This window comes from Chloracidobacterium sp. (genome assembly GCA_016711345.1).
Lineage (GTDB): Bacteria > Acidobacteriota > Blastocatellia > Pyrinomonadales > Pyrinomonadaceae > OLB17.
This window is the reverse complement of sequence record JADJTD010000002.1, coordinates 1-12,360: the sequence shown is the minus strand read 5'-3', so window position 1 is coordinate 12,360 and position 12,360 is coordinate 1. Positions and strand designations below refer to the sequence as shown.

General features: G+C 53.0%; 22 protein-coding genes. All 22 read left to right on the top strand.

What is annotated here, in order from left to right:
- Positions 1-142: 142 nt before the first annotated feature.
- On the top strand, positions 143-604 hold the full coding sequence (locus tag IPL32_17560; protein MBK8467624.1) for a hypothetical protein: 462 nt from the start codon (positions 143-145) through the stop codon (positions 602-604).
- On the top strand, positions 601-2,547 hold the full coding sequence (locus IPL32_17555) for a hypothetical protein (protein ID MBK8467623.1): 1,947 nt from the start codon (positions 601-603) through the stop codon (positions 2,545-2,547). Before IPL32_17560 ends, IPL32_17555 begins: the two co-directional genes overlap by 4 nt.
- Positions 2,537-2,965, top strand: a complete 429-nt coding sequence (locus IPL32_17550; GenBank protein MBK8467622.1) for a hypothetical protein — start codon at positions 2,537-2,539, stop codon at positions 2,963-2,965. The genes IPL32_17555 and IPL32_17550 overlap by 11 nt, the downstream gene beginning before the upstream one ends.
- A 56-nt stretch (positions 2,966-3,021) precedes the next feature.
- The gene (locus tag IPL32_17545) at positions 3,022-3,405 is read left to right on the top strand and encodes a hypothetical protein (GenBank protein MBK8467621.1); all 384 of its coding nucleotides are present in this window, start codon (positions 3,022-3,024) and stop codon (positions 3,403-3,405) included.
- A 12-nt stretch (positions 3,406-3,417) separates the two neighbouring features.
- A complete protein-coding gene (locus IPL32_17540; GenBank protein ID MBK8467620.1) occupies positions 3,418-4,191 on the top strand; it encodes a hypothetical protein in 774 nt (257 codons plus the stop codon).
- On the top strand, positions 4,184-4,402 hold the full coding sequence (locus IPL32_17535) for a hypothetical protein (protein ID MBK8467619.1): 219 nt from the start codon (positions 4,184-4,186) through the stop codon (positions 4,400-4,402). Before IPL32_17540 ends, IPL32_17535 begins: the two co-directional genes overlap by 8 nt.
- Positions 4,392-4,622, top strand: coding sequence for a hypothetical protein (locus IPL32_17530; GenBank protein MBK8467618.1), 231 nt, complete (start codon positions 4,392-4,394; stop codon positions 4,620-4,622). The genes IPL32_17535 and IPL32_17530 overlap by 11 nt, the downstream gene beginning before the upstream one ends.
- 58 nt (positions 4,623-4,680) lie before the next feature.
- Positions 4,681-5,019, top strand: coding sequence for a hypothetical protein (locus tag IPL32_17525; protein MBK8467617.1), 339 nt, complete (start codon positions 4,681-4,683; stop codon positions 5,017-5,019).
- Between the two features lie 19 nt (positions 5,020-5,038).
- A complete protein-coding gene (locus tag IPL32_17520; protein MBK8467616.1) occupies positions 5,039-5,455 on the top strand; it encodes a hypothetical protein in 417 nt (138 codons plus the stop codon).
- Between the two features lie 181 nt (positions 5,456-5,636).
- Positions 5,637-6,593 (top strand): DUF932 domain-containing protein, encoded by a 957-nt coding sequence (locus tag IPL32_17515; protein ID MBK8467615.1) that lies wholly within the window; start codon positions 5,637-5,639, stop codon positions 6,591-6,593.
- A gap of 10 nt (positions 6,594-6,603) precedes the next feature.
- Complete coding sequence (locus tag IPL32_17510; protein MBK8467614.1) at positions 6,604-7,041, top strand: hypothetical protein; 438 nt, start codon at positions 6,604-6,606, stop codon at positions 7,039-7,041.
- Between the two features lie 8 nt (positions 7,042-7,049).
- Complete coding sequence (locus IPL32_17505; GenBank protein MBK8467613.1) at positions 7,050-7,541, top strand: hypothetical protein; 492 nt, start codon at positions 7,050-7,052, stop codon at positions 7,539-7,541.
- A gap of 1 nt (position 7,542) precedes the next feature.
- Entirely contained in the window at positions 7,543-7,764 is a 222-nt protein-coding gene (locus tag IPL32_17500) for a hypothetical protein (GenBank protein ID MBK8467612.1), read from the top strand.
- The gene (locus IPL32_17495; protein MBK8467611.1) at positions 7,734-8,243 is read left to right on the top strand and encodes a hypothetical protein; all 510 of its coding nucleotides are present in this window, start codon (positions 7,734-7,736) and stop codon (positions 8,241-8,243) included. The genes IPL32_17500 and IPL32_17495 overlap by 31 nt, the downstream gene beginning before the upstream one ends.
- A gap of 372 nt (positions 8,244-8,615) precedes the next feature.
- On the top strand, positions 8,616-9,122 hold the full coding sequence (locus tag IPL32_17490) for a hypothetical protein (protein ID MBK8467610.1): 507 nt from the start codon (positions 8,616-8,618) through the stop codon (positions 9,120-9,122).
- 1 nt (position 9,123) lies between these two features.
- A complete protein-coding gene (locus IPL32_17485; protein ID MBK8467609.1) occupies positions 9,124-9,303 on the top strand; it encodes a hypothetical protein in 180 nt (59 codons plus the stop codon).
- A gap of 173 nt (positions 9,304-9,476) precedes the next feature.
- Positions 9,477-9,695, top strand: coding sequence for a hypothetical protein (locus IPL32_17480; protein MBK8467608.1), 219 nt, complete (start codon positions 9,477-9,479; stop codon positions 9,693-9,695).
- Positions 9,692-10,144 carry a CMP deaminase gene (locus IPL32_17475; GenBank protein ID MBK8467607.1) on the top strand — a complete coding sequence of 151 codons (453 nt, stop codon included), beginning with the start codon at positions 9,692-9,694 and terminating at the stop codon, positions 10,142-10,144. Before IPL32_17480 ends, IPL32_17475 begins: the two co-directional genes overlap by 4 nt.
- Positions 10,137-10,541 (top strand): hypothetical protein, encoded by a 405-nt coding sequence (locus IPL32_17470; protein MBK8467606.1) that lies wholly within the window; start codon positions 10,137-10,139, stop codon positions 10,539-10,541. Before IPL32_17475 ends, IPL32_17470 begins: the two co-directional genes overlap by 8 nt.
- Before the next feature lie 271 nt (positions 10,542-10,812).
- The gene (locus IPL32_17465) at positions 10,813-11,034 is read left to right on the top strand and encodes a hypothetical protein (GenBank protein MBK8467605.1); all 222 of its coding nucleotides are present in this window, start codon (positions 10,813-10,815) and stop codon (positions 11,032-11,034) included.
- Positions 11,035-11,265: 231 nt separating this feature from the next.
- On the top strand, positions 11,266-12,177 hold the full coding sequence (locus IPL32_17460) for an ATP-dependent DNA ligase (protein MBK8467604.1): 912 nt from the start codon (positions 11,266-11,268) through the stop codon (positions 12,175-12,177).
- On the top strand, positions 12,177-12,360 hold a 184-nt coding region (locus IPL32_17455), incomplete at its 3' end, for a hypothetical protein (protein MBK8467603.1). The genes IPL32_17460 and IPL32_17455, both read left to right, overlap by 1 nt.

Here is a 12,360-nt window from a genome sequence, read left to right as displayed (position 1 = left end):
CGAGGATATTGGACATGAATAAAGAAACACGAGACTGGCTAAAACTGCTGGCGGTAATCGTTTCGTCCAGCGTGCTGCTTATGTTTGCGATTCCTCCGGTGGAATATGCTTTCAAGATGTGGGAGGCGTACTGGAAATGACCATGGACAAACTATTCGACGGTAGCGACGCGCATCTGTTGCCGGGTAATGCGGAGTTGATTCAGCGGTTGCGCAAAGGTTACGGCGATATGTACTTGGAAGCAGAAGCCGCCGACGCCCTTGAAGCGGCGGATAAGCGGATAGCGGAACAGGCTGAAGAAATCTCCAAGCTCAGGATGAAGCACCTTTATACCTGCGGCACCACGCACCCGGAAATGTATAAGACAGAACTGGATTATGCGAATCAGCGTATAGCGGAACTGGAAGCCGCAATAATTGGGTGGAAGGCTGACCAGAAGGAGAACATGGCTACCGCTGTAGAAGAATGCAAACGGGCGAACGAAGCCGAGCGCAAGCTGGCCGTTGCGCGTGAGGCGTTTGAAGAACTGGGCAATTGGGACGGTGATCTTGTACTGAAAGACTTCTGCGAGGGCGTACTCGCACTGATCGGAGAAGATTCTTGAAAAAACAAAACTGCATCTTTGACATTGAAGTCATCGGCAAAGAAAAACCTGTCTTCCTCGTCTGTGTAGAGAACACGACGACCAATGAACAGCATGCGTTCTGGGCGCACAAGAGAGGTCATGCTGCCAATCTCGAAGCGCTTCTCAACACAAAGGGTCTTAACTTCATCAGCTTCAACGGTGAGCGGTTCGATGGCCCCCTACTCGCTGCCTACATCGCTGGTCATGATGCGGATAATCTGAAGATCATCGCGCAAGAAATCATCGAGAATGAATTGATGCCTTGGGAGGCCCTGGCATTCGCCAAGGTGCAGCCGCTGGACTTCGATCATATCGACTTGATCAACGTGGCTCCAGGGGTGATGACTTCGCTCAAGATTTACATGGGGCGTATGCACTATCCATCATTGATCGACATGCCCTTCCATCACGATACTGATCTGACACCCAAGCAGCTTCCAGTCGTCGAGAACTACTGCATGAACGACCTGGGTGGCACACGTGCCCTGATGAACATGCTCAAGGAAGAGCTGCAGCTTCGTGAAGAGATGTCTGAGCAGTATGGACTCGATCTGCGTAGCAAGTCCGATGCACAGATTGCCGAAGCGATCCTGAAAAAGAAGTGCATGATCTCCGGCAAGCAGCGCATGCCCAGTGGTGTGACCTACAAGGCACCAGCCTTCATTCAACCAAAGTCTGGCGTTCTCAAAGACCTTTTGTTCGACACCGAGCAGGAGACTTTCAAGATCAACTACATGAACGGCTCGCCCATAGAAGCTGAGTGGATGGAGCAGCCTATTCAAATCAACAACGGAGTGTACAAGTATGGACTGGGTGGACTACACAGTCAGCATGACGTTTGTTTCCATGACTGTGCTACCGATGAGTATCTCATCTCGGACTTTGACGTTGCCTCCTATTACCCATCAATCATGCTGGCCTGTGATTACGCACCCAGACTGGGTTTGAACAAAGGTGAACTCTTCCTTGAAGCCTACCGTGAAATCTACAACACACGTATGGCTGCGAAAGAAGCTGGCGACAAGAAAACAGCAAACTCGCTGAAGATTGTTCTTAACGGCACCTTCGGCAAGCTGGGCAGCTCGTACTGCTCGTTCTACTCACCCGATCTGCTGATCGCTGTCACCCTCACCGGCCAGCTTAATCTGCTGTGTCTGATTGACGACCTGGAGCGTACGAAAGGTGTTCGTGTGCTCTCGGCAAACACAGACGGCATCATGGTGGGTTATCCAAAGAACAAGCGTGACGCTGTGTTGAAGACGATTGCTGCAAATGCCAAGCGGACCAAGTTCATTTACGAAGAAACGCCTTACGCCAAGGTAGCGATGAAGGATGTGAACAACTACATCGCGATCACCACCGATGGCAAGGTAAAAGCAAAAGGTTTGTACGCTGACAGTGGTCTGATGAAGAACCCGACCATGGAAGTCTGCTCATTGGCCACGCGTCAGTATCTGATCGACGGCACGCTGCCTGAGAAATTTATCGCCAAGCACTCGCGGTCGATCAAGAATTTCAAAGACTTCCTGGCTATTCGCAGTGTGAAAAAGCCCGGTGGTGTGCAGCATCCTCGCACAGTAATCGTCGATGACTGGAAGCTTCTGAACGACTTCGGTACAAAGGACAACATCTGGTATAGCGAGACCACTGACAAGAAAGAGAAACGGAAGTCTCGCCCACATGCTTACGCTGTCGGTGTAGGCGGTGAACCCTTTGGCCGTGTCGCTCGCTGGTACATGACGACACGGGTACTGCCTCCGATTACCTATGTCGAGTCTGGCAACAAGGTTCCAAAGACTGAAGGCGCGAAGCTGTGTATGATCCTGCCGACAGCAATACCTGCTGATCTGAATCGTCAGTGGTACATCGACGAGACATATAACATTCTTGCCGACATTGGAGTTTTGAAAAATGAGCAATGAAAAACAACGTGAGCGACTCTTACATATTCTGACAGATGCACCGTTCGAGATTCTTCTGAACGCTGTCGAGGATTACAAGGCGTTCAAGATCAGACAGTCGGAAGCAACCAACGCTGTCTTCAAGTACTTCGGTGACGGCAAGGCCAAGCAGGAAGTGACTACCCCCTCGCCCACTGTCGAAGTCCCTGCTCCGAAGGATGATGCGAAGCTTATCGCCTGCCCCGGCACCCCTACCGCCAAGATCGGTGGCGAGACTGAGGCAGCGGTAATGGCGCATCTGCGCGGTGGCCCGGATACACTGCAGAACCTCGCAGTGGCTATGGGTCGCAATGAAGCTGTAGCAACAGGTCTTCTCGCTCGGCTACATGCGAAGAAGAAAATCGGATACCGCTCTGACAAAAAGTATTGCGCACTCTAAATCACTCTGATACAATCTGTATCAGATTCTTATACGATTCGTACAAGGAGAAAACAATGGCTACAAAAGAACCACCCCTCGGCACGGTCATCGACAAGCTCGACGATCTGCGTGAAGTGAAGCGCAAGCTCGGTGAGCAGATCAAGGCCGCTGAGAAGGACTACAACGATCTCATGGCCAAGCTCCAAGACCGTCTGCTCAAGGAGGGTATGGACAAGGCCACCGGTAAGAAAGCCACTGTCTCAATCTCCCGTGTGGTCGTGGCCAACGTGGTCGACTGGGATGCGGTCTACAAGTTCGTCAAGAAGACCGGCAACTTCCAACTGTTTCAACGTCGCATCTCTGACCCGGCGTTCAGGGAACTCGCAGAAGCAAAAGGCGGGGTTCCAGGTCTTGAGGCATTCACCAAAGTCGGACTCAATCTGACATCACTGAAGTAAAGGAGCATCACCATGGCAACCAAGCCGAAAAGTACTGCCGTACCAAAAGCAAAATCCACCGCTGTCTCGACCAACGTGATGTCCTCGATGGCGCAAGACATGGAAGACCTCCGCAGTCGTTTGACGAAGGTCAGCGGTGATCGTATCAAGATCAGCAACAAGCAGTTCACGTTGCCGTCCGGTGACATTCTGGACTTCCTCGATGTCGTGATCGTCGACTTCGTGTACACCAACAAGTACTACGAGGGTGCATACGAGAAGGACAACATTGTCCCGCCGAACTGTTTCGCAATCCATCAGGAACCGACTGGTATGGTGCCGTCTGCCAACTCGCCGGATGTCCAGTGCGAAGACTGCAACAAGTGCTGGGCAAACCAGTTCGGCTCGTCGGGTAAGGGTAAGGCTTGCCAGAACCGCCTGCTGATGGCCGTGCTGCCTGCTGATGCTGGCCCCGACACTCCGTTCGCCATCCTCGACATCTCGCCCACTGCTGTGAAGCCGTTCAGCGCGTATGTCAGCTCGGTGGCTCGTGGCCTGCAGCGTCCGCCGTACGGTGTCATCACTCACGTCGAGTGCAACCCGTCGACCAAGCACGATGTGTGCGTGTTCTCCGATCCGCAACCGATTGAAGACATGGAATTCATCGAGATGGTTCGTGGCCGTCGCCAAGAGGCAATCGAGCGTCTGTCGGTGGAGCCGGATGTCGCAGCTATCAACGCCGCCAACGATGCGAAGCCTGCTCGTGGCAAGGCTGGGCTGAAGGCACCTGTGAAGCGTCGTGCTTAACGAATGGCGCATCTCTGAAGCACTGACTTCTGTCCGTCGTCTGATGGGTGTTCTCCAACAGATGACGGACGAGGAGTTGATCGAAGCAATCAAGCTTGAGGAGGCTTCGCTTCGCCGCAAACACATCCTCGAAAAGTTGTATCGTCAATCCCGCGTGCTTGCACGTAAAACGCATCAAGCCAATATCAAGGAGAAAATCCATGGCCCGTAGCAAATCTGTTGTTCTGACCCCGGCTGAAAAGAAAGCCGCCCTCGCCAACCTGAAGGCCGAAGCAAAGGCTACTGCTGCCGAAGTCAGCGCCATCGCGAAGACCCGCAAGGGTGTTCTGAAGGCTCGTGCTGCCGAAGACAAGGCGCACGACAAGGCCCTGGCTGCTGCTGAAAAGGCAGATGTGAAGGCCGCTGCTGCTCTGGCCGCTGCCAAGGCGTAATGCTCCGCGTGGTCGGCTGCGCGTAATCAGCCGACGCCCATCACACTTGGAGATAAAGATGGCAACATCAAAAAAAACTCCTGTCAAAGAAGCAACGAAACATGACGCTTCCAAGGCAACCCTCGGTCTCATCCCGCAATCGGCTCTAATACAAGAAGCGCTCGTCATGGCATATGGCGAGAATAAATACGGGCGAGACAACTGGCGCGGTGGCATGGCGTGGTCACGCCTCATCGACGCTGCACTTCGTCATACCCTAGCGTTCAATGCGGGTGAGACATTCGACAAAGAAACCGGTATTCATCACCTCGCACACGCACGCTGTAATCTTGCGTTCCTGATTGAGTACATGACCACGCATCCTGAACTGGATGACCGGTATGTCAAGCAAACCTGAGACAGTCTTCATCGCTTCAGTGAACAAGCTGCTCCCTTTGAAGCGATTGAAGATGTGCACGGCTGCGCGTGCCTTGGTTCACGAAAGCCAGTACATCCATTACGAAAAGATGAACAACCCATATAGCGCAGGCACTGCTGATGGCTGGTACAGCGGCAATGCAGGTGACCTGTGGGTTGAATACAAGAACCTTCCGCGAATACCGCAACGCGGAATCGTTGACCCCATGAAGCTGCTCAGCGCATTACAGGCTGATTGGTTGACTGGTCGATATGATGAAGGTCGGAATGTGGCAGTGATTATTGGCTGTCCGTCTGGCGGTGTGCTCCTGAGAGACAGGTTGTGGGAATCTTCCATGACCGCAAAGGAGTACGTCTGTCTTTTGCGTACTAGGCAGGGCCTCGCTGCTTGGATCAAGGAGCAAACAACGAGGTAGTCAGATGATTCGTCTACTGATGTCAGCAGCTAAAGTTGCTGGTTTAACGTACTCGATTCTGTCAACAACCGTCCTCATTGGCGTTCTCGTTCATGGAACGTACAAGGCGATTAAACGGAAATGAGTTTTGATGGCGATGCCGGGAAACTGGCATCGCCAGTTCTTTCTCTAGGAGGCAATAATGGCACACATGATTGAAACAATGGCGTACGCTGGACAAGTTCCGTGGCACGGTCTCGGTAACAAGGTCGAGGACAACATCGCCCTCGAAGATTTTCAGAAGGAAGCAGGTTTGGACTGGACCGTGAGTAAGCGCCCGGTGAAGTACTGCGAGGAAGGTAGCGCGGACTACATGCGCACCTTCCCAAAGCGCTTCGTCATCGCTCGCGATACGGACGACAAACCCTACTCCGTTGTGTCTGACCGCTACAAGCCGGTACAGCCGAAACAGGTCTTCGAGTTCTTCCGTGATCTACTCTCGATGCACAACATGAAGATGCACACCGCAGGCTCGCTCATGGACGGTGGCCGCATCTGGTGTCTCGCTGAAACGGGCGATGTGCACAAGGTACTCGGCCAGGATCGTGTCGACGGCTACCTGCTGCTCAGCACGTCCTACGATCTGACGCTCTCTACTCTCGCTCAGTTCACTTCCGTCAGAGTCGTGTGTAACAACACGCTGCAGCAGGCACTGGGTAACAGCACTGGCCGAGTGACGATTCCGCATGCATGTGACTTCCGCCCTGACGAGATCAAGGCTCAGCTCGGCATTGGACGTGAACAGTGGGAGACCTTCACCAAGACGCTCGATGTGTTGGCCAAGATCAAGCTTGATACGGCCAAGGCTACCGAGATCATGGACAAGGTGTTCAAGATGCCAGAGGACATGCAGGCACGCACACTCGACCCGGATCGCATCCACGTCGACAACGTGATCCAGATGTTCAAGGATCAGACGTTCATCGGTGCTGATCTTGCCGGTGATACCGCCTGGGGTCTGATCAACTCGGTCACCGAGTACGTGGATTTCAAGAAGCGTGCGCGGAACCAGAACAACCGCTTGAATAGTGCGTGGTTCGGCGACGGTGCGCAGCTCAAGGTGCGTGCGATGAACGAGCTTGTCGCGCTGGCAGCATAAGGAGAATGACATGGGCTACTACGTTGAGTACGACATCGCTGTGACGATTCCGGCAGAAAGAGCGCCGGAAGTAATCGCAGCTATCAACGCCCTGCATGACCCGGAGCTAATGGCTTCACAGAGTCATGCGGGTACTTATCAAGGTGGAGTACGCACCCACGTCCGCTACTCATGGACGGACAATCCGCCTCCAGGCGGTTTCACCACAATGGAAGAAGCCTTCTTGGCATGGCGCTTTAATCTTTATTCCACGAATGAAGGGTCTCAATTTTCATTCACATGGTGTGGTGAAAAATGTGGAGACGAAGAGCATTTCTTCCGCGCATTGGCACCGTTTGCTAACGGCTCTATCTATGCTCGTGGTGAGGACGGAGCAGAGTGGGGCTATCAGTACAAAGACAGCGAGATGCGTGAACTTCAGTGCATCAAACAATGGGTATCTAGTTAGGAGGCACAATGTCCGCATACATCTGCAACCCCGAACACTTCGGCATCCTCGCCGCGTTCGCAATCCAACGCAGTTGCGCCGTCCGCGAATGGTGCAGAACAGTCATCGGCAACGACATCGAAACAGCTCAGGCGGTGGCTCGTGGTCTGGCTCGCGAGAACATTCGTTCGGTCGCTCATCGCTACCCGGACGACGAGTCAGGCTCCCGCCCCGGCCCGTGCATGCACGACGCCGAGATCGAAGAGGCTGCAGCTATCTACGCTGCCCACTTCGTGACGCACCCGCAAGGCGTTGCGCCAATCCAGATCATCAAGCTGGCTATGAGTCTCGACTACCAGAGCTGCGAGACTGACGACTGGAAGGACACCTTGGCGTGGCGTCAAGTTGAGTGGATCAAGAACGCTGCCATCCGTTGCCTGAATGGCTACGAAGGCGCTGACTGGGACTTTCAGCTTGTACTGCCTGAAGTAGAGGCGTTGTACGCACAAGAGGAGAAATGAAATGGGATACGGCCCGGTTGTAAACGGAAAGCACACTCCCATCACGCCGTGGCACGGAAGCTGGGCGCAGCAAGAGTTCGCAAAACGCTGCGAAGAGCCGTGGTTCAGTAAGTGGCATGGACAGTGGATTGTTCGACATCATCAACGCCCTGAACTGGTCGTAGCTCGCGGGGCTACCAAAGGAGAAATGAAATGGGATGGCTATTCAGCAGCGCGTGGTTAGAGCGCAAAAACCTCATCAAGCACCTCGTTGAGAACAAGGGTGGTGCGAAAGTGCTCAAGCACTGCACTGTGGGTAACAACCTGTGGCTGGTCTACGAGCACGAGGACGGCAAGCGCAGCGTCGGCCTCTGCATGATGAAAGGGCCGCACGGTGTCAGCAAAAACTACACCGGGATGGACAAAGACTGGTGGGGCTACAAGGACGTGCATGAAACGGCTGGGCCGTGTGAGATCACATGCCCTGTCTCCTATCTGGAGATGTGCACCGCCCCGGAGACCAACTGGGCCTACGAGTGGCGGCAGCGCGTGTATGCCCGTGGCAGAAATGCCAGAGCACTGGTCAAGGGGAGCAAGTGGAAGATCGGCGAGAAAGTCGCTGAGATTATCAAACGCCGCAGTCCAAGCGCGTTCGTCATTGACCTCGATGGCATTCGCTACCGCTGCGGTTTGAGGTACTTGGTTGGAAGGGAGGCGGTATGAGCAAGTCATGGAAACCTTATTTTGAATTCCCCGGTGGGGAGTGGGCCACGAACTCCACGGCGTTTGCCACAGAGGTTGAGGCGCATGCCGCTGCAAGTGACCGCTTTCAACGGTGGACGATGCCTATCGGATTCGAAGCTCGTGAGTCTGACGAAGAAGTGAACTACGTGTACGACTTTGAAAAACGAGAGGAGCGCCATGTACCGTGTCGGCCTAACTCGCATCAGTCATAACAAGAAGACTGGCCCTATCCCTGTGAGCACGACAGAGGCGCGTACTTGCCCTCCCACGTGTGAGCAGTTCGACACCTGCTACGCGAAGTTCGGCCCACTGCTCATGCACTGGAACAAGATCAATAACGGTGAACGAGGTATGGACTGGCCAGACTTCTGTGACGAGATCAGCCGCCTGCCGCGCAAGCAGCTCTGGCGACACAACCAAGCAGGTGATCTACCAGGTGACGGCGTACTGATTGACCAGCCTGCGCTTGAAGAACTGGTGCAGGCGAACAAAGGGAAGCGTGGTTTCACGTACACACACTACCCCCTCACACCGGAAAACATTCACATCATTGAAGCTGCGAACGAAGCTGGATTCACCATCAATGTTTCGTGTGACTCTCTGACGAACTCTGATGCAGTCGCACAGATTACCTCGCTACCTCAAGCAGTGGTGCTACCCAGTGGAATAACAGAGCACTCGCTCTACACGGCTGGCGGAAGAAAGGTCGTCGTCTGCCCAGCCACTTATCGAGACGACATGGACTGCGCACGCTGCGGTATTTGCGCAGACAACAGTCCAGATCGCGCAGTCATCGGATTTCCAGCACATGGGACGAAGAAACGCGTGATTGATTTGAAACTAATGAAAGAACAATGAAATGAAAACCTTCTACCTGAAGCAACGCGAAGGTGAAGATCGAGTCATCCTCGATACCGAGACTTCTGCAAAGGACAACGTGTTGCAAACCATTCCTGCCAAGAACTGGCTAGACGCACGCGAGAAGGTCAACACCACGCAGCTCTGGCACAACCCAGGCTACGGCTGGTACACAAGGTAGTGTCCGTGATGCCCCAGCCAAAGGTGGGATAAAACATTGGCTGAACAGGCGTGGTCTCTTACTTGTTCCACCTCCAGCTGCGTGACTGTTCCGTTCGAAACGTCCGAGATACGTTAGCCCCGACACCGCTGCCCAGCCCCCTGTCGGGCACCAAACTCTTTTAGGAGCAACACATGATGCGACCCGATATCGAACGACTGCGCGAGCTGATCCTGGTGCAGTTTAAGAACAACAACCTGAAGCCCAAAACGCAAGCAGCAGCGAAGGCTGAGTATTTCATCATCGTCGGCTATCTAGCGATGCAGGCTGAGCTGGGCGAGAAGCTCGACCCATACCTGAGCATGCTGGCCATGTCGGGTCGTCGACTGACGGAAGAAAGGGCAGTGCAATGAACCGAGACAAATTCAGCAAGTACCTGGAGATCGCAAATGCTATTTCAAAGCTCAGCAAGGACAAAAGCACGCAGGTTGGCGCAATCGTCGTCAGTCCCTCGCTCGAAGTCCGAACCATGGGATACAACGGTGCTCCCAGAGGGTGTGCTGCCGATGAGGATGTTCGTGGTACCGAGAGGCCGGAGAAATATTTCTGGATGGAACACGCGGAACGCAACGCCATATACAACGCAGCGCGTATGGGTGTGTCGCTCATCGGAAGCACCATTGTCGTCACTCACCCACCGTGCATGGACTGCGCTCGTGCAATTGTTCAAGCTGGGATAAGGGAAGTGTTCTGGCCCAAGCCAGAAGAAGAATTCGCCAAGCGGTGGATCGAGCACAAATATCGTGTAATCCGACTGTTCAATGAATGCGGTGTTTATTTTGATGAGGTGCCACATGACTAAGCTCACCATCGAAGAAATTCTCACCCTCCCAGTCATGGATCGCGAAGCGACCATGGTACAGGGGCTGAAGTGTGACAAGCCGACTAAACCAGGCATGTACCTTTACCTCTATCACGGGCGCGAATACGCCGAAGAGGAAATGAGTGACTGGGGTGACGATGGCCCTTATCTCGGCCCGTTCGAATGGATGGCATGCACCTATATGAGCGACCTACGCTTTGGTGACGATGAGGGTGACGCTATCAGCATCGGTTGCCCAGTCTGTACCTTCCACAACGGCAGCACGAAACCAGTGTCGTTTCGTGCGCCTATCTTCGTTTGGGAAGACATGATCTATTACGACGGGATGTTCTACGGCGACTGGAGCTTTCAGTATTACAAAGGAGAAACGAAATGATTTTCAAGCCAATGCTTGCAACCGACGCTGAGCTGGACAAGCTTCGTTTTCCGCTCTTTCATAATCTACTTCTCTCTGATATACTCCATCAGACTTAATAACTGAGTTGAGTGGGTTATGAAGAAACGAGATCGCACAGGTGACGTTGTTGGGAGATTAACAGTAGTCAAAGAGGGTCCGGGCCATGTTCAAGCCAATGGACGCAGACGCGTTAACTGGGTGTGTATATGCGGTTGCGGTAACACCATCCTTGTAGAAGCAGGGAATTTGCATGAAGGGCATTCAAGATCGTGTGGATGTCTTGTTGCAGACACTTGTTCAAATGTCGGTAAAACGAATCTACGACACGGTAAAACAAAAACACGTGAGTGGTTTGCGTGGCGTGGAGCGAAGGACCGATGCTTTAACCCGAACGCGCCGCAATACAAAAATTACGGCGCTCGCGGTATTACGGTATGCGCTCATTGGAAAAGCTCATTCGAACGCTTCTTAACTGATATGGGTGAGTGCCCACCAAATCACACACTTGAGCGCATTAATGTAAACGGCAATTACGCACCCGGCAACTGCAAGTGGGCGACGGTTAAAGAGCAAATGAGAAATCGCACATGTACACCACGGATAAAGCACAAAGGACAACTCGTACCTTTGGTAAACATTTGCGAATCAAAAAACCTTCCGTATCGCCTCATATACGAACGCATATATAGGAACAGTTGGTCGATTGACAGAGCTTTATCAACAACCAAAAGGATTAAAAATGTTTAAGCCGATGTTGGCATGTGATTGTGATTTAGAAAAATTAAGGTATCCGATTTTGTGTTCACCCAAATTGGATGGCGTCAGAGCCGTGGTGCGTGACGGTGTGGTGTACAGCCGTAGCAACAAGCCGATCCCGAATGCCTTCGTGCAGCAGGAGTTCAAGCACCTCACACACTTTGATGGCGAGCTGATCGTTGGTGACCCCAGCGGCAAGACTGTCTATCGAGATACTGTCAGTCACGTCATGTCTCACGACAAGGAGAAGTACGACCTGCGCTTCTACGTGTTCGATCACGTCGAAGAACTGGTATCTGAGTACTCGCGTCGTGCTGACAAACTGAAATCTGCGCTGAAGAATTCTCGTGAACTGAGTGTTGTGCTACACGACCAGAAGCTCGTCAAGACTATCGACGCATTACTCAAGTACGAGGAGGACATACTCGATGAAGGCTTCGAAGGTCTGATCCTGCGCAGCCCGGATGCCCCATACAAGATGGGCCGCAGCACGGTACGCGAAGGCTACCTGCTGAAGCTAAAGAGGTTCATGGATGCCGAGGCCACGGTCATTGGTTTTGAAGAGAGGATGCACAATGGAAATGAAGCAACTGTGTCTGAACTTGGACGAACCAAACGCAGCAGTCATCGAGCGGGTAAATCAGGTCGAGGCGACCTTGGAGCGCTTGTTTGCAGAACTGCGGAAGGAGTCGAGTTCAATATCGGAACTGGGTTCACCGACAGTGAGCGCGAAAACATCTGGCAGCATCGTGATCAGTTTCTCGGTGGATTCGCCAAGTACAAGTTCTTCCCAGTCGGTGTTAAGGAAGCTCCGCGCCACCCTGTTTTTCTCGGCTGGCGCGATTTAAAGGACATGTGATGATCTACGACATTTACGTCGAAAATGACGACAGCGACTACCGTGATGTACGACTCGACATGGCGCTGGAAGACTACACCGAAGACACGTACAGCGTTGTTCTGACACTTGACCGTGACTACGGTACGCGCAGTATGGGCGATGTACTTTATGCGGCCAGTATGCAATTCTTCGTTGCGATCA